21 protein-coding genes are annotated in these 25821 nt (G+C 63.6%); 9 read left to right on the top strand and 12 right to left on the bottom strand.

Going from position 1 to position 25821, the window contains the following annotated elements:
• Positions 1 to 5 precede the first annotated feature (5 nt).
• Entirely contained in the window at positions 6 to 539 is a 534-nt protein-coding gene (locus ACE3OA_RS13535; RefSeq protein WP_374311493.1) for a flavin reductase family protein, read from the bottom strand.
• 113 nt (positions 540 to 652) lie between these two features.
• On the bottom strand, positions 653 to 2089 hold the full coding sequence (locus ACE3OA_RS13530) for an MFS transporter (protein WP_374311491.1): 1437 nt from the start codon (positions 2087 to 2089) through the stop codon (positions 653 to 655).
• Positions 2090 to 2162: 73 nt separating this feature from the next.
• Between ACE3OA_RS13530 and ACE3OA_RS13525 the strand changes: the two genes are divergently transcribed.
• The 7 genes from ACE3OA_RS13525 to topA all read left to right on the top strand — a co-directional run bounded on the left by ACE3OA_RS13525 (position 2163) and on the right by topA (position 11147).
• The gene (locus tag ACE3OA_RS13525; RefSeq protein ID WP_374311489.1) at positions 2163 to 2816 is read left to right on the top strand and encodes a helix-turn-helix transcriptional regulator; all 654 of its coding nucleotides are present in this window, start codon (positions 2163 to 2165) and stop codon (positions 2814 to 2816) included.
• Positions 2817 to 2897: 81 nt separating this feature from the next.
• Positions 2898 to 4115, top strand: a complete 1218-nt coding sequence (locus ACE3OA_RS13520) for a CaiB/BaiF CoA transferase family protein (RefSeq protein ID WP_374311487.1) — start codon at positions 2898 to 2900, stop codon at positions 4113 to 4115.
• A gap of 99 nt (positions 4116 to 4214) precedes the next feature.
• Positions 4215 to 5180, top strand: a complete 966-nt coding sequence (locus ACE3OA_RS13515; protein WP_374311485.1) for an aspartate carbamoyltransferase catalytic subunit — start codon at positions 4215 to 4217, stop codon at positions 5178 to 5180.
• Entirely contained in the window at positions 5177 to 6499 is a 1323-nt protein-coding gene (pyrC, locus tag ACE3OA_RS13510; protein ID WP_374311483.1) for a dihydroorotase, read from the top strand. Before ACE3OA_RS13515 ends, pyrC begins: the two co-directional genes overlap by 4 nt.
• 8 nt (positions 6500 to 6507) lie before the next feature.
• Positions 6508 to 7113, top strand: coding sequence for a glycerol-3-phosphate 1-O-acyltransferase PlsY (gene plsY / locus ACE3OA_RS13505; RefSeq protein WP_374311650.1), 606 nt, complete (start codon positions 6508 to 6510; stop codon positions 7111 to 7113).
• A gap of 67 nt (positions 7114 to 7180) precedes the next feature.
• Entirely contained in the window at positions 7181 to 8320 is a 1140-nt protein-coding gene (gene dprA, locus ACE3OA_RS13500; RefSeq protein WP_374311481.1) for a DNA-processing protein DprA, read from the top strand.
• Between the two features lie 76 nt (positions 8321 to 8396).
• Complete coding sequence (gene topA / locus ACE3OA_RS13495; RefSeq protein ID WP_374311479.1) at positions 8397 to 11147, top strand: type I DNA topoisomerase; 2751 nt, start codon at positions 8397 to 8399, stop codon at positions 11145 to 11147.
• Between the two features lie 71 nt (positions 11148 to 11218).
• On the opposite strand, the gene ACE3OA_RS13490 is transcribed toward topA, so the two are convergent.
• The 5 genes from ACE3OA_RS13490 to ACE3OA_RS13470 all read right to left on the bottom strand — a co-directional run bounded on the left by ACE3OA_RS13490 (position 11219) and on the right by ACE3OA_RS13470 (position 16200).
• Positions 11219 to 11653: a hypothetical protein gene (locus ACE3OA_RS13490; RefSeq protein ID WP_374311477.1), complete on the bottom strand. Its 435-nt coding sequence runs from the start codon at positions 11651 to 11653 to the stop codon at positions 11219 to 11221.
• A 125-nt stretch (positions 11654 to 11778) separates the two neighbouring features.
• The gene (locus tag ACE3OA_RS13485) at positions 11779 to 12399 is read right to left on the bottom strand and encodes a pyridoxamine 5'-phosphate oxidase family protein (protein ID WP_374311475.1); all 621 of its coding nucleotides are present in this window, start codon (positions 12397 to 12399) and stop codon (positions 11779 to 11781) included.
• 113 nt (positions 12400 to 12512) lie between these two features.
• A complete protein-coding gene (gene clpA, locus ACE3OA_RS13480) occupies positions 12513 to 14816 on the bottom strand; it encodes an ATP-dependent Clp protease ATP-binding subunit ClpA (RefSeq protein ID WP_374311473.1) in 2304 nt (767 codons plus the stop codon).
• Positions 14817 to 14918: 102 nt separating this feature from the next.
• Positions 14919 to 15296 carry an ATP-dependent Clp protease adapter ClpS gene (gene clpS, locus ACE3OA_RS13475; protein WP_374311648.1) on the bottom strand — a complete coding sequence of 126 codons (378 nt, stop codon included), beginning with the start codon at positions 15294 to 15296 and terminating at the stop codon, positions 14919 to 14921.
• Positions 15297 to 15444: 148 nt separating this feature from the next.
• Positions 15445 to 16200 (bottom strand): hypothetical protein, encoded by a 756-nt coding sequence (locus ACE3OA_RS13470; protein WP_374311471.1) that lies wholly within the window; start codon positions 16198 to 16200, stop codon positions 15445 to 15447.
• Positions 16201 to 16345: 145 nt separating this feature from the next.
• Between ACE3OA_RS13470 and ACE3OA_RS13465 the strand changes: the two genes are divergently transcribed.
• Positions 16346 to 17719: a D-alanyl-D-alanine carboxypeptidase gene (locus tag ACE3OA_RS13465; protein ID WP_374311469.1), complete on the top strand. Its 1374-nt coding sequence runs from the start codon at positions 16346 to 16348 to the stop codon at positions 17717 to 17719.
• Between the two features lie 218 nt (positions 17720 to 17937).
• On the opposite strand, the gene ilvA is transcribed toward ACE3OA_RS13465, so the two are convergent.
• From ilvA to ACE3OA_RS13450, 3 genes are read right to left on the bottom strand one after another with little or no spacing between them, the layout of a single operon-like run.
• Positions 17938 to 19452 carry a threonine ammonia-lyase, biosynthetic gene (gene ilvA / locus ACE3OA_RS13460; RefSeq protein ID WP_374311467.1) on the bottom strand — a complete coding sequence of 505 codons (1515 nt, stop codon included), beginning with the start codon at positions 19450 to 19452 and terminating at the stop codon, positions 17938 to 17940.
• A 15-nt stretch (positions 19453 to 19467) separates the two neighbouring features.
• On the bottom strand, positions 19468 to 20175 hold the full coding sequence (locus ACE3OA_RS13455) for a fumarylacetoacetate hydrolase family protein (protein ID WP_374311465.1): 708 nt from the start codon (positions 20173 to 20175) through the stop codon (positions 19468 to 19470).
• A 60-nt stretch (positions 20176 to 20235) separates the two neighbouring features.
• A complete protein-coding gene (locus ACE3OA_RS13450) occupies positions 20236 to 21255 on the bottom strand; it encodes an LLM class flavin-dependent oxidoreductase (RefSeq protein WP_374311463.1) in 1020 nt (339 codons plus the stop codon).
• 204 nt (positions 21256 to 21459) lie between these two features.
• Between ACE3OA_RS13450 and ACE3OA_RS13445 the strand changes: the two genes are divergently transcribed.
• Positions 21460 to 23784 carry a patatin-like protein gene (locus ACE3OA_RS13445; protein WP_374311461.1) on the top strand — a complete coding sequence of 775 codons (2325 nt, stop codon included), beginning with the start codon at positions 21460 to 21462 and terminating at the stop codon, positions 23782 to 23784.
• Here ACE3OA_RS13445 and ACE3OA_RS13440 read toward each other — a convergent pair whose 3' ends face one another.
• The gene (locus ACE3OA_RS13440; RefSeq protein ID WP_374311459.1) at positions 23785 to 24717 is read right to left on the bottom strand and encodes an ArsR/SmtB family transcription factor; all 933 of its coding nucleotides are present in this window, start codon (positions 24715 to 24717) and stop codon (positions 23785 to 23787) included.
• Positions 24718 to 24781: 64 nt separating this feature from the next.
• Positions 24782 to 25666 carry a UTP--glucose-1-phosphate uridylyltransferase GalU gene (gene galU / locus ACE3OA_RS13435; RefSeq protein ID WP_374311457.1) on the bottom strand — a complete coding sequence of 295 codons (885 nt, stop codon included), beginning with the start codon at positions 25664 to 25666 and terminating at the stop codon, positions 24782 to 24784.
• Positions 25667 to 25821 lie beyond the last annotated feature (155 nt).

Raw genomic sequence — 25821 nt, 5'->3', positions numbered from 1 at the left:
GGCGGTCAGTCAGTGAGTGGGCCGGGGGCGAGATAGGTGCGGTCGCAATAGACCAGCGGCTTCACATTGCGATGCGCGGCACCCACCACGCGGCCGATGAAAATCGTATGCGAGCCGGCTTCGACGATGTCGTGGATGACGCAATCGAGATTGGCGACGGCATCGACCAGCGCCGGTGCCGGGGTGGCGAGCGTGGTCCATTCGGCGGTAGAGAAGTCGAACGGCTGGCCGCTGCTGGGGCGGCCGGCGAAGGTATTGGCAAGTTCGCTCTGCTCGGCCGACAGCGCATTGATGCAGAAGACACCGTTCTGGCGGATGACTGCGACCGAGGGGCTGCGCCGGTTGACGCAAGCAAGCAGCAAGGGGGGCTCCGCCGATACCGAGGTCATGGCGCTGACCGTAACGCCGGTCTTGCCGCCGGGCCCATCGGAGGTCACCAGATTGACCGCCGTCGCCTGCATGCGCATGGCCCCGACAAAGGTGTCGACGTCGACACTGTCGGGCTGGGTTTCGGTGCGGTCGACCATAACTTTGGCCATCAATTCAGTCCTTCCAGGCGATTCCCTAACGTGAAATCGATCATGGGCGACAGTCTGCCGCAGGGGAAGGTATTTAGGAAATCGAATTCATCTAAGGTTGGCATCAAGTTTTTCTATTCCGCCAGGGCCCCGCTGCGGACCAATTCGGCATGCCGGGCGCCGGAACGGAGGAAAAAGAAGGCGGCGACCACCGCCATGAGGGCGATCACGGCACCCCCGCCGAAGACCCCCAACGACCCTTGTGCCACCACCTGTTGCGACAGCACCCCGTCGAAGCCCGCGGCGTTGCCGATGAGCCCCACCGCCGCCGCCCCGATGGCGCCGCCGAGGCATTCCAGGGTCGGGATGGCGGTCGCCGTCGCATCCTCCTGCCCCTCAGGGGCCGCCGCCATGATGCGCTGATTGATGAAGGAATGAGAAATGCCGAAACCGATGCCGACAAACGCCAATGCGATGCCGACATAGAGCAAGGGTGCCGCCGCCATCGTCAGCGCCTGGAGCGCGAGGCCGAGAGCCAGCGTCGCGGGACCGGCGAGAATGACGGTGCTGTGCCAGCGCGGCGGCAGCGAGGCCACGCAAAGTGCCGACAGCGACCAGGTCAGGGCATGGATGGCACCGAAATAGCCCGCCCAGGTCGGCGTCAATTCGCGATCGAGCTGCAGCAGATAGGGTGTGTAGACAAAGACACCCGCCTCGCCCATCGGCATCAGGATGAGGATCCAGAGGCCCAGCGAAACCCGGTGCCGCAGGCTGGGGAAAACGGTGGTGATGAGATGCGTGCCGGAATGGCGGTCGATCTTGAGCGCCAGCGCCACGGCAACGATACCGGCGCCGATGGCGACGGCACCCAGGACGGAACTGCCGAGCCGGTCGGCCACCGCAATGCCGATAACGCCGACTCCCAGCAGGAAAACGCGCAGCAAAGGCGGCTTGCCGACAAAGACCCGTTCGTGACGGTCGCGCAGGATCATGAAGGCAAGCGCCTGCATGGGCAGCGGCAGCAAGGCCGCGCCGAGAAAAGCGATGCGCCAGGAGAAGACTTCCGTCAGCACGCCACCGATGAGCGGGCCGAAGAACACGGCCCCGCCCCAGGTCGCCGCCAGCGTGCCGAAGACGCGCGGCACCAGGCGATTGTCGAACAGTTCCCGCGTGATCACATAGGAGAGTGCTATCAGCACGCCCTCGCCCAACCCCTGGATGGCGCGACCGGCGAGAATGAGCGTCACCCCCGGCGCCAGTGCCGAGACGAAGCCGCCGACCATGACGACGAAACCGGCGCCCAGCATGGCGTTGCGGGCGCCGAAATGACCCTTGAGCATCGCCGTCACCGCCCCGCCGATGATGGTGGTGACGAGATAGAGGCTACCGACCCAGCTCAGATATTCGGCCCCGCCCACCTCGCCGATCGCGGTCGGCATGGCGGTCGAGGCCATGTACCAGATGACGGCATGGAGGCCGACGCCGAGATTGACGAGCGCCAGCGGCGCGATGTTGGCGCGCTGGAGGAGGCGGGGTGGAGAGGAGTCCGCGGACGGAGCGTGATCTGACATAGGCGGAACCTAGGGGGCGATCTTTGGAAAGTAAATGCTTTCTAAACTGGATGCGGTGCGATATTTTACGCCCATGTCAGATTTCGGTCCCACCCGTGTCCTCGAAGTGCTGAAAGCGGAAGGCGCCCTTACCGCCTCCGGCATCGGCCAGCGTCTCGACATGACGGCAGTGGGGGCCCGGCAGCATTTGAACCGCCTGTGTTCGGCCGGGCTCGTCACCTTCGAGGATCGGCGCCAGGCAATCGGCCGGCCGCAGCGGCTGTGGTCGCTGAGCGAACAGGGCCACGCCCATTTCGACGACCGTCACCGGGACCTCGCCAGCGAATTGCTGGCGGCGATCGTCGTCGCACATGGCGATGCGGGCCTTGCCGACATTCTCGCCGCGCGCGAGGCGCAGCAGGCGCAACGCTATCGCACAGCCCTCGGCGAAAGCGGCAGCATCGCCGAACGCGTCACGCGTCTTACCGACCTGCGGCGCATCGACGGCTATATGGCGGAATACCGGCAGGTCGAAGACGGGGCATGGCTGCTGATCGAAAACCATTGTCCCATCGCGCAGGCGGCCAAGGCCTGTTCGGGACTTTGCGGCGCCGAACTCAAGCTGTTCCAGGATGTGATGGGCGCCGATGCACAAGTCACCCGCATCCAGCACATGCTGGGCGGCGACCGCTGCTGCGCCTACAAAATCACGCCAGTCAGAATCACGCCCGTGCCGCGGCAACGCTGAGCGGTTTTCGCGCCAAATCCAGCTTGCTTTTGGCCTCCCGCCCCCTGACATTGGCGCCAAACACCATTGTCGGGGATATTCATGTCTGGACCGCTTGCCGGTATTCGCGTTTTCGATCTCAGCCGCATTCTCGCCGGGCCGACGGCGACGCAGATTCTGGGCGATCTCGGGGCCGACGTGATCAAGATCGAACGGCCGGGTGCGGGCGACGACACCAGGAAATGGGGCCCGCCCTTCGTCAAGGACAAGGACGGCAAGGATACGCATGAGAGCGGCTATTACCTTTCGATCAACCGCAACAAGCGCTCGGTGACATTGGATGTGGCCAAGCCCGAAGGCCAGGAGATCGCCAAGCGCCTGATCGCCAGGTCCGACATCTTCGTCGAGAATTTCAAGGTCGGCGACATGGCGCGCTATGGCCTCAGCTACGAGCAGATCAAATCCGATTTTCCCCGGCTCATCTATTGCTCGATCACCGGCTTCGGACAGACCGGTCCCTATGCGCCCTTGGCCGGCTACGATTTCCTGGCCCAGGGCATGGGCGGCATCATGAGTGTGACCGGCGATCCCAGCGGCCAGCCGACCAAGGTCGGCGTCGCCATCACCGATATCGTCTGCGGCATCTATTCGACCGTCGCCATCCTGGCCGCCTTGCACCATCGCTCGCTCTCGGGTCGCGGCCAGTTCTGCGACATGAGCCTGCTCGACGCGCAGGTGGGATACCTTGCCAATATCGGCCTCCATTACCTCACGTCGGGCGAAGTGCCGAAGCGGCTCGGCAACGAGCACCCGAACATCGTCCCCTATTCCGTCGTGCGCTGCGCCGACGGTTTCTTCATCCTCGCGGTCGGCAATGACAGCCAGTTCGAGAAGTTCTGCCAATTCGCCGGTGTGCCCGACTGGGCCAAGGACGAGCGCTTTGCGACCAACCCGGCCCGTGTGCGCAACCGCACATTGATCTACCAGATGATCAACGAGCTCACGGAAAAGAAGCCGCAGCAATATTGGATCGACGGGCTCAATGAACTCGGCGTGCCGGTGGGGCCGGTCAACAATATCGACCAGGTGTTCAAGGACCCGCAGGTCCTGGCGCGCGAGATGAAAATCAGCATGCCCCATGCCGCCGCCGGTTCGGGCCATGTCGATCTCATCGGCAGCCCGATCAAGCTTTCGGAAACGCCGGTCGACTACCGCCTCGCCCCGCCGATCTGCGGCCAGGACACCGACGCGGTCCTCCGCGAACTGCTCTCCATGGGCGATGACGAGATCGGGCAGCTCAGGGCGAAGAAGATCATTTGACCGACTGGACAGGGCGCCGACCATCGTAAAACAGGCCTGGAAAATGCCCCCACCAGAATCGTTGACGGGGGCCTGGACGGCACTATGATGCGCGCTCAAATGAGCGCTGAAATCCGCACGCCAAATCCCTTCTTCCCCCACAGGCATTTGCTGGGAATCGAGGGGCTTTCCGCCGAAGAAATCGAGCGGTTGCTCGATCTTTCCAACCGTTACGCCGATATGTCGAAGGACGATTCGACCGCCCGCGCCTTGCTGCGCGGCCGCACGGTCATGAACGTCTTCTTCGAAAATTCGACCCGGACGCAGACCAGCTTCGAGCTGGCCGCCAAGCGCCTGGGCGCCGACGTCACCAACATGTCGGTCGGCACCTCCTCGGTCAAAAAGGGCGAGACGCTGCTCGACACGGCGATGACCCTCAACGCCATGCGCCCGGACGTCATGATCGTGCGCCATCCGGATTCGGGCGCCATCAACCTGCTGTCGCAGAAGGTCGACGGTGCCGTCATCAATGCCGGCGACGGACGCCACGAGCATCCGACCCAGGCGCTTCTCGATGCGCTGACCATCCGCCGGCGCCTCGGCAAGCTGCAGGGGCTGCTGGTCGCCATCTGCGGCGACATCCTGCACAGCCGCGTCGCGCGCTCGAACATTCATCTGCTGACCAAGATGGGCGCCCGCGTCCGCGTCATCGCGCCGACGACCCTGCTGCCGTCCAATATCGACCGCATGGGGGTCGAGGTCTTCACCGACATGCGCAAGGGCCTGAAGGATGTCGACATCGTCATGATGCTGCGCCTGCAGCTGGAACGCATGCAGGGCGCCTATGTGCCGTCGGTGCGCGAGTATTTCCATTTCTTCGGGCTCGACTACGAGAAGCTGGCCGTGGCCAAGCCCAATGCGCTCATCATGCATCCGGGCCCGATGAATCGCGGCGTCGAGATCGATTCGGAAGTGGCCGACGACATCAACCGCTCCGTCATCCGCGAGCAGGTCGAAATGGGCGTGGCCGTCCGTATGGCCTGCCTTGATGCCCTTACCCGCGGCATCGTGGGGCAGAACCGATGAACGGCGATAGGAAAAAGGGCGCCCGCCCGCTGCTGCTGGTGAATGCACGCATCGTCGACCCGGCGGCCAATCGCGACGAGCGCGGCGGCGTGCTGGTGGATGGCGGCATCATCGCCGATATCGGCCCCCAGGTGACGAAACAGAATGCGCCTGAGAATACCGAGGTCGTCGATTGCGGCGGCCATGTGCTGATTCCGGGCCTCGTCGACATGCGCGTCCAGCTGCGCGAACCGGGTGACGAGCATCAGGAAACGATCGCCACCGGCAGCCTCGCCGCCGCCGCGGGCGGCGTCACCAGCATGGTCTGCCTGCCCAACACGCATCCTGTCATCGACGACGTCTCCGGCGTCGAATACATCGCCCGCCGCGCGCGAGAGACCAAGCGCGCCAAGATCTATTGCTATGGCGCCCTCACCCGCGGCCTCAATGGCCGGGACCTGGTCGAGATGGGCATGCTGTCGGAATTCGGCGCGCTGGGCTTTACGGATGCGCTGCAGGCCGTGGCCGATGCCCAGGTCATGCGCCGCGCGCTCTACTACGCCCGCACTTTCGACCTGCTGATCGTGCAGCATCCGGAAGAGCCGACCCTTGCGGCCGGCGGCGCCATGAATAATGGCGAACTGGCGACGCGTATCGGCCTGCCCGGTATTCCGCCTTGCGCCGAAGTGATGATGATCGAGCGCGATCTACATCTGGTGCGCATGTCGGGTGCCCGCTATCACGTCGCCCATGTCTCGACCGCTGCCGCCATCGAAGCCATTCGCCAGGCCAAGCGCGAGGGCCTGCGCGTCACCTGCGATACCGCCCCGCCTTATTTCTCGCTCAACGAGAACGAGATCGGCGATTATCGGACCTTCGCCAAGCTGTCGCCGCCCTTGCGCGGCGAGAGCGATCGGCGGGCCGTAGCAGCGGCGGTTGCCGAAGGCATCATCGACTGCATCGCCAGCGACCACGCCCCTTACGACGTCGAAAGCAAGCGCGTGCCCTTCGTGCAGGCCGCGGCCGGCATCATCGGCCTCGAGACCCTGCTGCCGGTGAGCCTCGAGCTCTATCACAAGGGTTCGCTGTCGCTGCTCGATCTCCTCAAATGCCTGACCAGCCGCCCGGCGGAAATCCTCGGCCTGCCCCAGGGTCGCCTCGCCAAGGGCGCGCCGGCGGATATGGTCCTCATCGATCTCGACAAGCCGCACCGCATCGATGTTGCGAGCTTCAAGAGCAAGTCGAAGAATTCGCCCTATGACGGACGCCCCGTCCAGGGCATGGTGCTGAAGACATTCGTCGACGGACGTACCGTCTTTGCCGCGGAAGGACAGTCCTGATGGACCCGATGGCCGATCTTCCCGTCTGGTCCTATCCGGCGACGGCGGCGCTCGGCTATCTGCTGGGGTCGATCCCCTTCGGCCTGGTGCTCACCCGGGCCGCCGGTTTCGGCGACATCCGCAAGATCGGGTCCGGCAATATCGGCGCCACCAATGTATTGCGGACCGGCAACAAGCCGCTGGCCCTGGCTACGCTGCTGCTCGACGGCGGCAAGGGTGCCATTGCCGCCCTGGTTGCTGCGCAATTTTCGCCGCTGCTGGCCGTCATCGCTGGCGGCGCCGCTTTGCTGGGGCATCTTTTTCCGGTCTGGCTCGGCTTCAAGGGCGGCAAGGGAGTGGCCACCACGCTGGGCACCCTGCTCGCGGTCAATTGGATGGTCGGCATCGCCGCCTGTCTCACCTGGCTGGCGGTCGCCATCGGTTTTCGCATTTCCTCGCTCTCGGCCTTGGTCGCCGTGGCCCTGTCGCCGCTCTATGCCTATATCCTCGGCACCGGCCCGCAGGTGGCCTTTGCCGCCTTCGCCGCGGCCCTGGTCTGGATCCGGCACAGCGAAAATATCGGGCGCATGCTGAAGGGAACCGAGCCCCGCATCGGCAAGAAGAAACCGGAATAGCGGAAACCCGCTGCGGTTGTTCGTTCTCCATTGATTCTCACGCAATCCTCTCCTAGGCTCCCGGGCCATGGAGCAGAACCTTCGTCCCCTCACCGATGCCGAACGCCTGGACTGGCTGCGCCTGGCGCGCAGCGAGAATGTGGGCCCGGCCACTTTTCGCCGCCTCCTGCAGCGCTTCGGTTCGCCCAAGCTGGCGCTTGAGCGGCTGCCGGACCTCGCGCGCCGCGGCGGCCAGCGCAGCTACCGCGCCTGTCCGCGCGACGTCGCCACGCAGGAACTGGAGCGGCTGGCCAGGATGGGCGGCCGCGCCATCGCCTGGGTCGAGCCGGACTATCCCACGCCCTTGCGCGCGGTCGAGGATTCACCCGCCATCATCACCGCCCGCGGCCGCTTCGACCTGTTGACGCGGCCAAGACAGGTGGCGCTGGTCGGCGCCCGCAACGCTTCGGCCAATGGCCGGCGCTTTGCCCATGACATGGCGCGCGACTTGTCCACCGCCGGTTTCGTCATCGTTTCCGGCCTTGCCCGCGGAATCGATGGGGCGGCCCATCTCGGTGCCCTCGGCGCACCCGGCGGGACCATTGCCGTTCTGGCCGGCGGGGTCGATGTCATCTACCCGCCGGAGCATGCCAATCTCTATGAGCGTCTGGCGCAAGAAGGATTGATCGTGGCCGAGATGCCGCCGGGGACCGAACCCGGGGCGCGGCTCTTCCCGCGGCGAAACCGGATCATCTCCGGCCTCTCTTTGGGCACGGTCGTCATCGAGGCGGCCCTCAAATCCGGCTCGCTCATCACGGCCCGTTTTGCCAATGAACAGGGGCGCGAAGTGATGGCCGTCCCTGGCTCCCCACTCGACCCCCGTTGCCGCGGCACCAACCGCCTGATCCGCGAGGGCGCCCTCCTGGTGGAGGATGCGACACAGGTGCTCGAGGCACTGGATGGGATCGTAAGCCTAAAATCAAATCTTCCAGAGAACTTTAATTTCAACACACACAATATTGATTCTGAAATAGAAAATGAAACACCCGATGCTCGCGCGGAGATCCTGACTTTGCTAGGACCAAGCCCGGTGGAGGTTGACGAACTGCTTCGGCAATGTCATTGCTCCGCTCCCGTCATGGGAATGGTGCTGCTGGAATTGGACTTAGCGGGCCGCCTGGAACGTCACCCCGGCAACCGGGTTTCGCTGCTCGCCAAGGTCGCTTGACCACCTTTATATCCGGCAAACCGGACCCCGACGCCAGGTTCGTGTCCACACTCTTGCTCATCCCGAAAGCGGGTCCATGAAGGTCGTCGTCGTCGAATCTCCCGCCAAGGCCAAGACCATCAACAAATATCTGGGTAGCGATTACAAGGTCCTGGCCAGCTTCGGCCATGTCCGCGACCTGCCGCCCAAGGATGGCTCGGTCAGGCCCGATGAGGACTTCGCCATGACCTGGGATGCCGAGGGTCGCGGCGCCAAGCAGATCAAGGAAATCGCCGCCGCCGCCGCCGGGGCCGACCAGCTGCTGCTGGCAACCGACCCTGACCGCGAGGGCGAGGCCATCTCCTGGCATTTGGCGCAGGAACTCCGGGGCAAGAAGGCGCTCGCCAAGCTGCCGATGGCCCGGGTGGCCTTCAACGAAATCACCAAGAAGGCGGTGCTGGACGCCATCGCCAACCCGCGCGAGATCGACCAGGAACTGGTCGACGCCTATCTCGCCCGGCGCGCCCTCGACTACCTGGTGGGCTTCACCCTCTCCCCCATCCTGTGGCGCAAGATGCCGGGTAGCCGCTCGGCCGGCCGCGTCCAGTCGGTGGCGCTGCGCATCGTGTGCGAGCGGGAGGCCGAGATCGAAGCCTTCCGGGCGCGGGAATATTGGACCATCGAAGCGGTCCTCGCCGGACCGGACGGCCAGGCTTTTGCGGCACGCCTCACGCACCTCAATGGCAAGAAGCTCGACAAGTTCGACATCGGCGACAAGGCGGCGGCCGAGGCGGCCGTGGCTGCGGTCAAGGCCGGCGCGCCGTTCAAGGTCGGCGCCGTCGAACGCAAGTCGGTGCGCCGCAACCCGGCCCCGCCCTTCATCACTTCGACCCTGCAGCAGGAAGCCTCACGGAAGCTCGGTTTCGGCGCCGCGCACACGATGAAGATCGCCCAGCGCCTTTATGAAGGTGTCGATCTCGACGGCGAGACGGTCGGTCTCATCACCTATATGCGTACCGACGGCGTCAATCTCAGCCAGGAAGCCGTGGTCGCTGGCCGCAAGCTCATCGGCGAGCAATACGGGCAGAAATACCTGCCGGCGAGCCCTCGCATCTATAAGAGTGCCGCGAAGAACGCCCAGGAAGCGCACGAAGCCATCCGCCCCACCGACCTCTTCCGCCGCCCGGAACAGGTCAGGAAATATCTGCGCGACGAGGAAGCCAAGCTCTACGACCTCATCTGGAAGCGGACCCTCGCCAGCCAGATGGAAAGCGCCGAGCTTGACCAGGTGGCGATCGACATCGCCTCGGCCGACGGCAAGCAGATCCTGCGCGCGACCGGCTCGGTCATCACCTTCGACGGCTTCTTGACCCTTTACCAGGAAGACCGCGACGACCCGCTCGAGGAAGACGATAGCGGCAAGCGCCTGCCCAATCTGAAGCAGGGCGATGCGGTGAAGCCGCAGGAGATCAAGCCGGAGCAGCATTTCACCCAGCCGCCGCCCCGCTATTCCGAAGCCTCGCTGATCAAGCGACTGGAGGAACTGGGCATCGGCCGGCCTTCGACCTATACCTCGATCCTGCAGACGCTCGAGGACCGGGCCTATGTCAAGATCGACAAGAAGCGCCTGGTGCCGGAGGATCGCGGCCGCCTGGTGACGGCGTTCCTGACCAATTTCTTCGACCGCTATGTGCAATACGGCTTCACCGCCGACCTCGAGACCAAGCTCGACGACATTTCCGGCGGCCGCGCCCGCTGGAAGGACGTGCTGGCCGAATTCTGGAACGACTTCTCGCATCTCCACCAGGAAGAAGCGACCCATGACGGCAAGCTGCCGTCGATGCAGGAGGCTGTGGCCTTCCTCGACAAGGGCATCGGCACACGCTCAGTCGTCATCGACGTCCTCAATGACGCCCTGGCGCCGCATTTCTTCCCCGATCTCGGCAACGGCAAGGCACCGCGCGCCTGCCCGGCCTGCGGCAATGGCGAACTCGGCATCAAGCTTGCCAAGAACGGCGCCTTCATCGGCTGCAACAATTACCCCGAATGCAAATACACCAAGCCGCTGGCCGTTCAGACGGAAGAAGAGATCGCCGCCGGTTCCGCTGGCCCGGTCGAATTCGGCAAGGATGAACAGGGCCGCAGCATCACGCTGCGCAAGGGCCCCTATGGCTTCTATGTGCAGCTTGGCGAGGGCGAGGATGGGGAGAAGCCCAAGCGCGTCTCGCTGACGCGCGACCTCGACCCCAATGCCGTCAACCTGGAGATCGCGCAGAAGCTCCTCAGCCTGCCGCGCGTGGTCGGCCATCATCCGGAAACGGGCAAGCCGATCATGGCCGGCATCGGCCGGTTCGGCCCCTATCTCAACCACGACGGCAAGTTCAAATCGATCCCCAAGGACGACGACGTCCTCTCCATCGGCATGAACCGCGCCGTCGAATTGCTTGCCCAAGAAAGCAAGGGCCGCGGCGGGCGCCAGGCAGCGCCGGGGAAGGAAATCGGCAAGCATCCGGAAAGCGGCGAAGCCGTGACGCTGCATGAGGGCAAATACGGCCCCTATGTGAAGATGGGCGCCGTCAATGCCACGCTGCCGAAATCGATCGAACCCGGCGCCGTGACGCTGGAAGAAGCGCTGAGCCTCATCGCTGCACGGGAAGCAGCCGGCGGCGGCAAGGGCAAGAAGAAGGCCGCGCCAAAGGCTGCGAAGAAAGCGGTCGCCAAGAAGGCGACGGCCAAGACGGCGGAACCGAAGAGCGCCACGAAGAAGGCTGGCACCAAGACGGCAGCCAAGGCAAAGACCGCCAAGAAAGCCGTCAAGAAGACGGCAAAGGCGAAGAGCGCGGAATAGACCGATCGCTCTCGCTCAAGAAAATAGGGGCTGCCGGTTCGGCAGCCCCTTTTTCCTAACCGGCGTCGCGTTTACTTCGTCACCGTGAAATAAGACAACATGCCGGCCTCGTAATGGCCCTTGAGGTTGCACAGCAGCAGATAGTCACCGGGCGTCAGATCGGCACTCACCTCGCCGCTCTTGCCGGGCTGCAGGTCTTCGACTTCGCCCATGGAAGTGAGCTTGTCTTCATCGACCCGATGCTTGCCGCTCATCATCGGAATCTTGTCGTTCTTGTGCTTCAACTTGATCACGACCATTTCGTGATCGGTCGCGATGGCATCATTCTTGACCACGAAGGTCACCTTGCCGGCGGGGACCGACGGCTTGTCGAGGGTCATGCCCATCTTGTCGCCGGCATCGCCGGTGAGATCGACGTTGACGGTGGAATCCGCCAAGGCGGGCAGGCTGGTTGCAACAAAAATCGCCGCGCCCAACAGCAGGCCGCGCATCGAGGAAGTCGACATAAAGGATAGCTCCATACGAAGGATGTCAGGCTGATGTCAGCCGCAGCCGCCGGTGACGACCACGGCGAAAACCTATCCATGTCGACTGACAGAAAGCTTTCGCGCGATCAAAAGCCCGGGCGACTTCAATCCTCGGGTTCCGAGCCTTCTTCCGCATTCCTTTTGTCATAGGCGGCGCCGTCGAATTCGGCGCGGCAGGCCTGCAGCATCTGGCCGATGCTGGGGAGGGATTTGCGCTCGACCTGTGCCGCGGGATCCCACAGCCGGGAGCGCGCGAGCGATTGCGAGCAGTGCACATAGCAACGTTCGATCGTGACGATCAGCACCGAACGCGGGATCTTGCCATTGGCGTCAGCGAAGCTCTGCACGAGATCCAGATCAACCGAGACGCGCGCTGTCCCATTGACCCGCATGGTCTCGCCCACACCCGGCACCAGGAACAGCATGGCAATGCGTGGGTCGGCCACAACATTGCTCAACGTATCGACACGGTTGTTGCCGCTGCGGTCGGGGAGGATCAGCGTGTTCCTGTCGACGATGCGCACGAAGCCCGGCGGGCCGCCGCGCGGGGACGCATCGAGGCCTTCCTCGCCGCTGGTCGACAGCACCACGAAGGGGGACGCCTTGATGAACGCTGCGTAGGCATCGGTGAGGAACATCATTTCCTTCACCAGCGAGGCCGGCACCGGCTCGCCGTAAAGGTCGCGCAAAGTTTCCGCTTGGCTGATCTTTGCCTGCTCGTTCATCTGCAACCTTCCCCCTTGAGGCAATGCGGCGCCCGATCCTAGGGGAGCGGGCGCCGTTGCGGAAGGCAGGAATTGGCTATGCGCGAGCGCGGGCTAGCCTGCCGGATGTATCCTTACGCGTCGACGGGTTCGACCGTCTCTTCGCGTGGGGATGATTTCGATTCGACGATCTCGAAGGTGAGCTTCTGCATCTCGGTATCGAAATCGACGCGGACCGTGCCGCCCTTCTCGAGCTTGCCGAACAGCAACTCCTCGGCCAGCGGCTTCTTGATATGCTCCTGAATCGTGCGGCTAAGCGGCCGCGCGCCATAGAGCGGATCGAAGCCGATATCGGCCAAGCGCTTCCGCGCTGCGTCGGTGAGCTCGATATTGACGTGGCGATCGGCCAGCTGCGCTTCCAGCTGCATGACGAACTTGTCCACCACCTGGGCCACGATTTCCGGCGACAGGTTCGAGAACGGGATGACCGCGTCGAGGCGATTGCGGAATTCCGGCGCGAATAGGCGCTCGATTTCGGCCTGGTCCTCGCCTTCACGCTTGTCGCGCATGAAGCCGATGGCGGATTTCGCCATCATCGCTGCACCCGCATTCGTCGTCATGATCAGGATGACGTTGCGGAAGTCGACCGCCTTGCCGTTATGGTCGGTGAGCTTGCCGTGATCCATGACCTGCAGCAGGATGTTGAAGAGGTCCGGATGCGCCTTCTCGATTTCGTCGAGCAGCAGGACCGCATGCGGATGCTGGTCGATGGCATCGGTGAGCAAGCCGCCCTGGTCGAAGCCGACATAGCCCGGAGGGGCGCCGAGGAGCCGCGAGACCGTGTGGCGCTCCATATATTCCGACATGTCGAAGCGGATGAGCTCGATGCCCATGATGCGGGCCAATTGCTTCGCGACCTCGGTCTTGCCAACGCCGGTCGGGCCGGAGAAGAGATAGGAGCCGATGGGCTTGTCCGGTTCCCGGAGGCCCGCGCGGGCGAGTTTGATCGCGGCGCACAGAGCGTCGATCGCCGGGTTCTGGCCGAAGACCATGGTCTTCAGATCGCGTTCCAACGATTTCAAGGCGATCTTGTCGTCCTTGGAAACCGACTTTGCCGGGATACGCGCGATGATCGCCACCACCGCTTCGACATCCTTCACGGTGATGGTCTTCTTGCGCTTCGATTCCGGGAGCAGCATCTGGGCGGCCCCCACTTCGTCGATGATGTCGATCGCCTTGTCCGGCAGCTTCCGATCGCCGATATAGCGCGACGACAGCTCGACCGCGGCACGGATCGCTTCCGCCGTGTAGCGGACATTGTGGTGCTTCTCGTAATAGGGCTTCAAGCCCCGCAGGATCTTCACCGCATCTTCCTGCGACGGCTCGTTGACGTCGATCTTCTGGAAGCGGCGCACGAGCGCTCGGTCCTTTTCGAAATGCTGGCGGTATTCCTTGTAGGTGGTCGACCCGATGCACCGCAGCGAGCCCGATTGCAGGGCGGGCTTCAACAGGTTCGAGGCATCCATCGAGCCGCCTGACGTGGCACCGGCGCCGATCACCGTGTGAATCTCGTCGATGAAGAGGATGGCCCCTTCCAGATTCTCGAGTTCCTTCACGACCGCCTTCAAGCGTTCCTCGAAATCGCCGCGATAGCGGGTGCCCGCCAGCAGCGAGCCCATGTCGAGCGAGAAGATGGTGGCATTCTTCAGGACGTCCGGCACGTCGCCCTTGACGATGCGGCGGGCGAGGCCTTCGGCGATCGCCGTCTTGCCGACGCCCGGATCGCCCACATAGAGCGGGTTGTTCTTGGTGCGGCGGCACAGGACTTGGATGGTGCGCGAGACTTCGGTGTCGCGCCCGATGAGCGGGTCGATCTTGCCGTTCTGGGCCTTCTGGTTGAGGTTGACGCAATAGGCTTCGAGCGCTTCGGTGCCGGATTTCACTTGCGCCTCGCCCTCTTCCTTTTCCGCAGCGCCCCGCACGCGCTTGGGTTCGGCGCGGCCGGCCACCTTGGCGATGCCGTGGCTGATATAGTTGACGGCGTCGAGGCGCGTCATTTCCTGCTCCTGCAGGAAATAGACGGCATGGCTTTCGCGTTCGGAGAACAGAGCCACCAGGATGTTGGCCCCCGTCACCTCCTCGCGGCCCGAGGATTGCACATGGATGGCCGCGCGCTGAACGACGCGCTGAAAGCCGGCCGTGGGCTTGGCTTCCGATTGCTGCTTGCTGATGATGTTGGCGAGCTGATTGTCGACATAGTCGACAAGGTCGCGCTTCAGCCGCTCGACATCGACATTGCAGGCGCGCATCACGGCGACCGCATCCTGATCGTCGGTCAAGGCGAGGAGCAGATGCTCCAGCGTCGCGTAATCGTGCCGACGCTCACTGGCCAGGGCCAGAGCGCGGTGCAGGGTCTGTTCAAGATTGGGCGACAGCATGGGCCGAGACATCCTTCCTTGACTAACAATCAATGGTCATGCGAGCCCCCGCCCGCGTGACATCCGATCTACTTGCAGTTCCCCAATTCGCTCACGAAAACGCTATTCCTTCTCCATCGTGCATTGCAGCGGATGCTGATGCCGGCGGGCAAAGTCGATCACCTGCGAAACCTTGGTCTCGGCGATCTCGTATGTATAGACACCGCACACGCCGACACCGCGGTGGTGCACATGAAGCATGATCTCGGTCGCCGCCTCGCGGCTCTTGTTGAAGAAGCGCTCCAGCACATGCACGACGAATTCCATCGGCGTGTAATCGTCATTGAGCAGCAGGACGCGATACATGGACGGCTTCTTGGTCTTCGGCTTGGCCTTGACGACCGTGCCGACGCCCGGCCGGCCGTTATTGCCGCCCTGGTCACCGTCATCGCCATCCTCGCCGGCCGAGGCCAGGAGCGGATATGCGCGCGTCAGCTTCATATCCATCGGATCCGTCAAGTCGATCATCCCGCAAGTCGCTGTCATGGCTGTATCATATTGGATGCTAAGGCGGAGTTAAAAGGGGCCGCCGCATTATAGTGGGGCTGCATATTTGCCGGGTCTCGTCTTCGGCCGGTCGTTTCCCCCATCAGAGACCGGCCCGGCCGATGCCGTCCTCATGCACGGTAATGACGAAGGCACCGCTATAATCCCGATCCGTCCCCTTGCTCTGCTCATTCTTATCCATGTAGGTGACGGGACGCGGCGGTACATAGGCCAGCCCCGTTCCGTCATGGCGCAGCAGAAAATCCAGGAATTTGGTGTGGGTAAGGCTGAGTGCGCGCGGCTTATCCGCCCAGGCATTGAAGAAAAACTTGCCGCCCTCGCAGCCCGCCGCCAGCCAATAAAAGTCCTGGGAATGGAGGCGCAGGCCCGCCTGGCTGCCGGCAGCGAAGCCCGACTCGTGCAGCAGATCACGCAATTTTGTCCAATCCGCCTCGCTCAGCGCCGTCTGCGAACGGCGGAAATTCCAGGGCCCCAATAGCTCATCAAAGCTGTTGAAGCCCATCTGGGTGATGTCGCCACTGGTCCCCCGCGCACGCGCCACGATCTGGCGCGTAGGCGCACTCGTCACCTCATAGGTCCGCACGTGATGGTCATACTGGCCGTTATAGACGAGGCGATACTGGTCGGGCCCGCCGGCGGCACAGGAATTGCGAATATCCGCGGCATCGAGATAGCTGAACCAGGTGAATTTCCGTTCGACCGGGTTGTCGATGCTGCTGCCCGAACCGACATTGCCGGCCGAATGGTAGGCGCAGGCCGTGAGGCTGAGCGCTGCAAATGAGAGGGCGGCAAAGAGTCGGAGCCTTTGCCCGAATGAGCTTAAGGGTGTGAGGATCATCCGTTAGTTACCTGATTCCGTTGGCGTCTTGTCACAGTTTACCAGATTTTAGGGGTCTGTAGGCTATAGACAGGATTCTACGGTTAACGTAGGATCGGACACGAAATTGCCCAAATCTTTTCACCGGCTTAGGGGGAAAAGCACAATGCTGCTGCCGCATCAGCCCACGCGGGGGTCGATTCTGTCCGTTTTGCGCCGTGCAGGCGCCACCCTCGCGATCCTGGCGTTGATCAGCGTCCTTGGCCAGGGCGTTGCCCAGGCCAAGCCGGTTGCAGCCAGCATCGTGGTCGATGCTGAAACAGGCGAAGTGCTGTCGCGTTCCAATGCCGACGCCATCACTTATCCGGCATCTCTGACCAAGATGATGACCCTCTATCTGCTGTTCGATGCCCTTGACCAGGGTACGATCAAGCTCAACGACCGGATTACATTCTCAAAGAATGCCGCCAGCGAGCCGGCGACGAACATGAACGTCAACGCCGGCGACACCATTTCGGTCGAAACGGCCATTCTTGCCATGGTGGTCCGCTCGGCCAATGACGTCTCGACCGCCGTCGGCGAGCGCCTGGGCGGTACCGAAGCCGCCTTTGCCCGCATGATGACCGCGAAGGCGCGTGCCCTGGGCATGAACAAGACCGTCTATCGCAATGCCAACGGCCTGCCCAATCCGGGACAGGTGACGACCGCGCGCGATCAGGCGACCCTGGGCGTGGCGCTGCTGCGCGACCATCCGAAATATTACGGCTATTTCGGCCGCAACAGCTTCGTCTATCGCGGCAACACCTATGGCGGCCATAACCGCGTGATGAAGAAGTTCGCCGGCGCCGATGGCATCAAGACCGGCTATATCCGCGCCGCCGGCTTCAACCTGGTTTCCTCGGCCGAACGCAACGGTCGCCGCTTGGTCGGCGTGGTCCTTGGCGGGACCAGCGCGCCGATCCGCGACAAGCAGATGGTTGCCCTCCTCACCCAAGGCTTCAAGACCCGGAACGGAATCGGCGACGTGCTGATGGCCAAAGCGCCGGGCAGCGCCGCGCCGGCGCAATTGGTGCCGGTTCTGGCGGCCAACGACACCGCGCCGGTTGAACCCGGTATCGACGAAGTCGTGGCCAACGCCCTGGTCCCGACGCCGAAGCCGACGAGCCGCCAGGACGATTCGATCGGCTCGGCCATTGCCACCATGGCCAGCGTCTCGCTCGCCCCCGCCGTCACCTCGCCGGACACGCAGGAAGTCGCCAATGTCTGGAGCGGCGACAAGAACCAGTTCGGTATCCAGGTCGGCGCCTATTCCAAGTTCAAGCCGGCCCAGAAAGCCGCGGAACGGGCGACCAAGGCCGTCCCCACCCTGCTCGCCGATACCCGCATCGTCATCGATCGTGGCAATAGCAACATCTATCGTGCCCGGGTCTTCGGCCTCAGCAAGGCGGATGCCGATGCGGCCTGCAAGAAGCTCAAGGCCAAGCAGACCGACTGCCTGGTCGTGAAGGGTGACAGCAGCGTCGCGCAGACCGCGCAGTAAGCTCCGACTTTCCGTTCAGGAACTGGCCAGGGTCGAAACGGCCGCGATCAGTGCTGCCGAGATCAGCAGCATCACCAGCAGCACGCATAATGCGGATTTGAGATCGTTCACCTGAGAGTACCGCCTTCGGCCTGTCACCAAAAACGGCCGAGCGGGCTTGCTATTCCACGGATCGGCGCATTCGGAGAATTGGGCCGGGATTCGAGGATGGCGGCGCTTCAATCCCCGAGGAACATGCGATAGGCGGGATTGACGGTCTCATCTTCGTAAGGATAGCCGAGCTGGGTCAGCTGGGCGGCAAAGCGGGCGCGTTCGGATTGCGGGACCTGCAGCCCGGCCAGCACCCGCCCATAATCCGCGCCGTGATTGCGATAGTGGAACAGGGTGATGTTCCAATCGCTCCCGACGCCGTTGAGGAACTTCATCAGCGCGCCCGGCCGCTCCGGAAACTCGAAGCGCAGGATCACTTCATCCTGCAGGCCCGGCGCCCGGCCGCCCACCATGTAGCGGACATGCAGCTTGGCCGTCTCATTGGCGCTGATGTCGAGCACCTGGTAGCCGAGGGTGTGCAGTTCCGAAAGAAGGGAAGCCTTCTCCGCTCCTTCACCACGTAACTTGAGGCCGACAAAGACATGTGCCTCGCTGCCCGCTGCGTAGCGATAGTTGAACTCGGTGATATTGCGATTGCCGAGCACCTCGACAAATCGGCGATAGCTGCCCTGCTGCTCCGGGATCGTGACCGCCAACAGGATTTCCCGCGCCTCGCCCAGTTCCGCCCGCTCGGCCACATGGCGCAGGCGATCGAAATTCATGTTGGCGCCGCTGTTGATGGCGATGAGCGCGCCGGTGCGATCCGGGTTGGCCGCGACATAGGCCTTCAAGCCCGCCAGCGACAGGGCCCCGGCCGGTTCGGCGATGACCCGCATATCCTCGAAGATATCCTTCACGGCCGCGCACATCTCGTCGGTGTCGGCGAGAATGACGTCGTCCAGCAATTTCGAACAGAGGCGGAAGGTCTCCACGCCCGCTTGCCGCACGGCAACGCCATCGGCAAAGAGTCCGACACGGTCGAGGATGACCCGCTCGCCGGCTTCGATCGCCGCTTTCATGGACGCGGCATCGACCGGCTCCACCCCGATCACCTTGATCTCGGGATGCAGGAATTTGACATAGGAGGCGATGCCGGAAGCGAGTCCCCCGCCCCCCACCGGGACGAAGATCGCTTCGATCGGGTCGGCATGCTGCTGCAGGATCTCGACACCGATGGTGCCCTGCCCGGCAATGACATCCGGATCGTCGAACGGGTGAATGAAGGTGAAACCATGCGCGGTTTCCAGCGACTTGGCATGCGCGTAGGCGTCGTCAAACGTATCGCCCTTCAGCACGACCTCACCAGCCCAATGCCGGACAGCGTCGATCTTGATCTGCGGCGTCGTCACGGGCATGACGATGGTGGCCTTGATCCCCAGCCTATGCGCCGAAAGTGCGACACCTTGGGCATGATTGCCGGCTGAGGCGCAGATGACGCCGCAGGCGCGCGCTTCCAGTGACAGCCGTGCGATGCGGTTATAGGCACCCCGGATCTTGAAGGAGAAGATCGGCTGCAGATCCTCGCGCTTCAGCAGAATGTCTCCGCCAAGGCGCGCGCTGAGGCGCGGCATGGCATCGAGCGGGCTCTGCATGGCGACGTCATAGACGCGGGCATCGAGAATGCGGCGGACATAGTCGGTCACGGGATCGGCTTCTTTCTAACGCACATGAATGGACAGGGTGCCGACACCGTCGATACCGCCCAGCAATCCGTCGCCGCGCAAGACCGGCCCGACGCCCGCCGGCGTTCCGGAAAAAATGAGATCGCCCGCCTGCAGCGTGAACAGGCCGGAGAGATAGCTGATCATCTCCGGCACCTTCCAGATGAGTTGAGAGAGATCGCCCTGCTGCTTGAGCGCGCCATTGACCTTCAGCCAGATGGCACCTGCCTGCGGATGGCCGATTTCAGCGGCGGGCGCGATCGCCGAGCAAGGGGCGGCATGCTCGAATGCCTTGCCGACTTCCCAGGGTCGCCCCGCCTTCTTGGCTTCGGCCTGCAGATCGCGCCGGGTCATGTCGAGACCGACAGCATAGCCGAAGACATGCTCAACTGCCTCAGCTACGGGGATGTCTCGGCCGCCGGATTGCAGCGCGACCACCAGTTCGATTTCGTGATGCACATCCGTCGTGGCGGGCGGATAGGGAAAGTCGTCGCCCGGGAGAACCAGCGTATCGGGGTTCTTCTGAAAGAAGAAAGGCGCCTCGCGGCTGGGATCATGCCCCATCTCGACGGCATGGTCTGCATAGTTCCGCCCGACGCAGTAGATGCGATGAACGGGGAAAAATTCCTCGCGCCCGGCCACGGGCAAGGCGGGCACGGGGGCCGGGTTGAAGACGAAACGCCGCGTGGGCGTCGGGGCAGACATGGCAGGCTCCTGGCAAACGGCTAGATTGCCGCAGACAATAGAACGCCGCGGCCGGGGCCGCTAGCGGGCCATCGCGGCGCCTTCGGCCATCGCCAGGCGGTCGCGCACCGCCGCCACGATCTCGAAGGACCGCAGCCGGGCCTGATGATCGTAGATCTGGCCGGTCACGATCACCTCATCGATCTGGGTGGCGGCTATAAAGTCGGCAAGCCCCTGCTCGACCGTCGCCGGTGCCCCGACCACGGCATAGGCCAGCGAATGCTCGACCATCTGCTGCTCCATGGGCGACCAATAGCCATCCATGCTCTGGCGCGGCGGCGGCAGCGGACCGGGTGTGCCCCGGCGCAGGTTGATGAACTGCTGCTGCAGCGAGGTGAACAGGAAGCGCGCTTCCTGGTCGGTCGCGGCGGCAAAGACATTGAGCCCGGCCATGACATAAGGCTTCTGCAAGGCTGCCGACGGTTTGAAGTTGGCGCGATAGAGATCGAGTGCCCGCATGAGATAATCCGGCGCAAAATGCGACGCAAAGGCAAAAGGCAGCCCCATTTCCGCCGCCAACTGGGCGCTGAACAGGCTGGAACCCAACAGCCAGATCGGGACATTGAGGCCGGCGCCGGGAACGGCGCGGACCGATTGGCCCGGCTGGACCGGCGCAAACCAGGCCTGCAGTTCGGCGACGTCCTGCGGAAAGGTGTCATCGCTGCCGAGGAGATTGCGGCGCAGGGCCCGCGCAGTCCGCTGATCGGTACCGGGCGCGCGGCCGAGGCCGAGATCAATCCGGCCGGGAAAGAGCGATTCCAGCGTCCCGAACTGCTCGGCGATCACCAGCGGGGCATGGTTGGGCAGCATGATGCCGCCTGACCCCACGCGGATGCGCTGTGTTGCCGCAGCGACATGCCCGATGACCACGGCCGTGGCAGCGCTGGCGATCCCCGGCATGTTGTGATGTTCGGCCAGCCAATAGCGCTGGTATCCCCAGTTCTCGGCATGGCGCGCCAGATCGGCCGTATTTCGAAAGGCATCGGCGGCACTGTTACCAAGCGTGATCGGCGACAAATCGAGAACCGAAAAGGGGATCATCCGCGTGGGCTCCGGCAAGGTGTGCTTGGGGTCAAGAACATAACAACTCCGGCCCGCCCCCCCTCACGTTGATATGGCCGGGGCCGCATGCCGGGATTGCAAATCCGCCGCCCAACAAGGGGCATCGCCGCTAGCGCCAAGGGGCATTCCCGATGCTAGACTAAGCCGACTCGAACGAGAGCCCGAATGGGCGTCCGGGGGGATATGAAGCAGATCGAGGTGCGGCTGGCTGTGGTGCTTTACGGCGGCGTCTCCCTGGCCGTCTATATCCACGGCGTTACCCGGGAAATTCTCAATCTGATCCGCGCGTCGAAGCAGCTTCACGCCGAAGCCGAGGGTGCGACTGCGGCCGTTTCCGACAGCACCGCCGTCTATCTCGACCTGCTGAAGTCGCTGGAGCCAGACATCGACCTCCGGATCGTGATCGACCTCATTTCCGGTGCCTCGGCCGGCGGTATCAATGGCGTCATGCTGGCCCGCGCCCTTGCCCATGATCTGCCGCTCGATTCGCATCGTGAATTGTGGCTGCAGAACGCCGACGTCACCCAGCTTTCGGTTCCGGCCAGCCTGGTCAGCCGGACTCTGAAAGGTGCCCTGGCACCGATCATCGACAAGATCCTCATTCGCCGCTTCGGCCAGCAGGTGGCCGATCCTGAAACACTCGCCAAAGTGCGCCGCTTCGTGCAGGCGCGCTGGTTCACGCCGCCGTTTTCCGGCCCCCGCTTTGCCGGTTGGATGCTGGATGCCTGCGACAATATGGATGCCGGCGGCGGTTCCGGCATCAGCCTGCTGCCCCCGGGTCACCGCCTGGACCTCTTCGTCACGGTGACCGACTATCGCGGCCATCGGCACCGTATTGCTCTTCACGACCCGCCGGTCGTCGAGGAGACCGAGCATCGTCGCATCCTCGCCTTCAGCTGCCGGCGCACGCTTTCCGGCGAATTGCAGAGCGAGTTCGGCCCGGAACATGTGCCGTCGCTGGTATTCGCTTCACGCGCGACCGCCTGTTTTCCCGGTGCCTTCGTCCCGGCAACGGTCGCCGAAATGGATGACATCCTGGCCCAGCGCGGGCGCGGCTGGCCGGCACGCACCGCCTTGCTGGTCGACAAGCTGGGCGTCGAAGGCGATCTCGACCAGGCTGCCGCCAATCGCTTCTTCATCGACGGCAGCGTCGTCATGAACAAGCCATTTTCGCCGGTCATCAGTGCCTTGGGCGACCGGCCGGCCAGCCGCGAAGTGATTCGCCGCATCATCTATGTCGACCCCAATCCGCGCCCTGACGGCAGGCAACGCTCCGGCGAAGGCGCTCCCGGATTCTTCCGCACCATCCTGGCTTCGCTCGCCGTCATCCCGCGCAACGAACCGATTGCGGACGATCTTCTCGGCATCGAGGCCTGGAATGTCCGGGCCCGGCGCATGGCGGAAATCCTGGCGGCCGCCGACCCCGAAGTCGAGCGTCTGGTCGATGACATCGTGCAGCCGGATGCTGAAAATCCGCCGACCATCGCCGAGGTCGGCCGCTACCGCTCGGCCGCCAATGAAGCGGCACATAAAGGTGCCGGCTATGCCTATCTCAGCTATCAGAAGCTGAAATTGCGGGGCGTCTGCGACCGGCTGTCGGTGCTCGTGGCCAAGCTCGCCAGTACTTCTGAAGCGGCGATCGCTCGCGAAGTCATCAGCGACGCCTTCGATCGCTGGCTGGAACATGACGATGCCCCGCCTGCGCGGACCATTCGCTTCCTGCGCGGTTTCGATATCGAGTTTCGCCTGCGCCGCATTCGCTTCGTGATCCGGCGCCTCAATGAACTCTATCGCTCGGCCGGCGAGACCGGCGTCGACGTGGGCTCCGCCGCCATCGACGACCTCAAAGGCGCGCTTTACGAGGCGATCGAGCGCGCAGCCCCCCGCTGGGACCCGGCCAAATATTCCGGCGCCCCGGTTGCGGCGGCCAAGCGGCTGGCGGCCGCGGCCCAGGCCGGGCGTGATTTCGATAGTGTCGATCTCGCAGCGCTGGAGGAAGCCTTCGGCCTCATTCCGATCGACAACTCGCTCGATGAAATCATCTCGGTGATGGGCTTTGCCTTCCTGCCGCCGATCGCGCGCCGTGCGGTCGCCAAGGCCTATGTCGGCTTTGCCTTCTTCGACCTCATCACCTTTCCGATCCTGCAATGGACGGATATGGACGAGATCAATGAAGTCCTGGTCGACCGCATCAGCCCGGACGATGCGCATGGCCTCACCAGCGGCATCGTCCTGCGCGGCACCTCGCTGATGAGCTTCGGCGCCTTCTTCAACAGATCCTGGCGCGAGCATGATTTTCTGTGGGGCCGCCTCAACGCCGCTGAGCGCTGCCTCGATGTCATCGTCTCCGCCATCGGCAACCGGGCCGCGGCCAAGCTCGACACCAACCGGCTGCGCGGCCGCCTCTTCCTTGCTATCCTCGATTCCGAGGAGGCCCATCTCAACGCCGACCCGACGCTGATCCCGCGCCTCCGGCGCGAAGTCATGGCGCGTTACGGCTTCGAATAGTCAGATCGGGCGTTCAGCGACCCACAGGGCCACGGTCAGCGATCCGCCGGCCAGATGTTGCGGCGCCAACGGCTGCAATCCGGCAGCCCGGCACCAGGCCGTGATCTGGGCGTCGTCGAAGCCCAGCCAGCGATGCGCCTGTTCCTCGCGCAGCTGTTCCAGTTGATGTGTCACGAAATCGACGATCACGAGCCGGCCACCCTGCTGCAGCACCCGCGCTGCCTCGGTTATGGCTGCATCCGGCCGGTCGGCGAAATGCAGCACCATGTTCATGGTGATCGCGGCAAAGCTCGCATCTTCGAAAGGCAGGGCGAACATGTCCGCCTGGCGCACCTGGCAATGCCGCAGCCCGGCGCGGAAGAGATTGGAGCGCGCGACATTCAGCATCTCGCGCGAGCGGTCGACGCCGACCGCCGATTGGGCCCGCTTGCCGACCAGCGAGAGCACATGGCCGGCACCGGTGCCGATATCGAGCAGGCTCTCGATCGGCGCTCCCGGCAAGGCAGCGAGCAGGGCCGCATCGACCGCCGCCTGATCGGCATGCAGCGATCGGATCTGCTCCCAATCCCCGGCATGCTGGCGGAAGAAATCAGCGACGCGCGACGTCCAACCTTCGGAAATCGCCTGGAGCCGCTTCAGATCCTGTGCATGCTGCCGGTCATCGGAGGGCAGCAAATCGACGATGAGGCGCGCCAGTTCGCCCCCCACCCCTTCTTCGGGCAGGCGGTACCAGGCCCACGGGCCTTCCTGGTTGCGCACCAGGACCCCAGCCTCCACCAGCAATTTGAGATGTCGGGAGATGCGCGGCTGCGACTGGCCGAGGATTTCGACCAGATCGCTCACCGTCAGTTCGGCATGGGCGCACAGGCCGAGGATCCGCAACCGCGTCGCCTCGGCCGATGCGCGCAGGCCCTTGAGAATTTCTTCCATCATTTCCCCGCAGATTGGCAGGGATAATGATATTTTTATGCGCTTATCTTTAGCAAGGAAGATCTGATCAGAGTTTCAGGCTCGCCGCGATCTCCGCCACCACTTGCTTGACCGCCTTGCCGAGGATCGGGTGCGCCACGCCGAGCGCGATATTGGCTTCGATGAAGCCCGCCTTGTCGCCGCAATCGTAGCGCTTGCCCGCGAACCGATAGCCATGGAACGGCACCTCGCCGATCATCCGCGCCATGGAATCGGTCAACTGAATCTCGCCGCCCGCCCCCGGCCCCTGCGCCTCGAGATGATTGAAGATTTCCGGCTGCAGGATGTAGCGGCCGATGACGGCCAGACGCGACGGCGCCTTGTCGGGCGAAGGCTTCTCGACCAGCCCCTTGACCTCAACCAGTCCATCCTTGTCGGTGCCCGGCGAGAGGATGCCGTAGCGGCTGGTATGTTCCTGCGCCACTTCCATGACGGCCATGATATTGCCGCCAACCTTGCGATAGACGTCGGCCATCTGCTTCAGGCACGAAACCTCGCCATGCACCAGATCGTCCGGCAACAGCACGGCCACCGCCTCGTCCTTGATGAAATGGCGCGCGCACCAGACCGCATGACCGAGACCCTGCGGTTCCTGCTGCCGCACATAGGCGATATTGCCCGCAAGCGGCAGCATCTTCTTGAGCAGTTCCAGTTCCGCCTTCTTGCCGCGGCGGCTCAGCGTGTCTTCAAGTTCATAGGAATGATCGAAATGATCTTCCATCGCCGATTTGCCGCGACCCGTAACGAAGATCATCTCCTCGATTCCGGCGGCCTTGGCTTCTTCCACCGCATATTGGATGAGCGGCTTGTCGACGACGGTCAGCATCTCCTTCGGCATGGATTTGGTGGCCGGCAGAAAGCGCGTGCCGAGACCGGCCACCGGAAAGATTGCCTTCTTGAGCGGTTTGATCATTCCGTTTCCCTTTGGTTGATGCATCGCAACATTTCTGCCACGCCGTCCAACTGGACTTCAAGCCGGGGGCGCTGAAAAGTCGCGGATATTGCCTAAACATCACGAGACGAACACAGAAGGCGGCCATTCGTGCCCATTTGGTGTGACTTCCAGGA

It is taken from the genome of Dongia sp., from assembly GCF_041906375.1.
Lineage (GTDB): Bacteria > Pseudomonadota > Alphaproteobacteria > Dongiales > Dongiaceae > Dongia.
The sequence above is the reverse complement of the archived record's forward strand: the minus strand, read 5'-3'. Positions and strand labels throughout refer to the sequence as shown.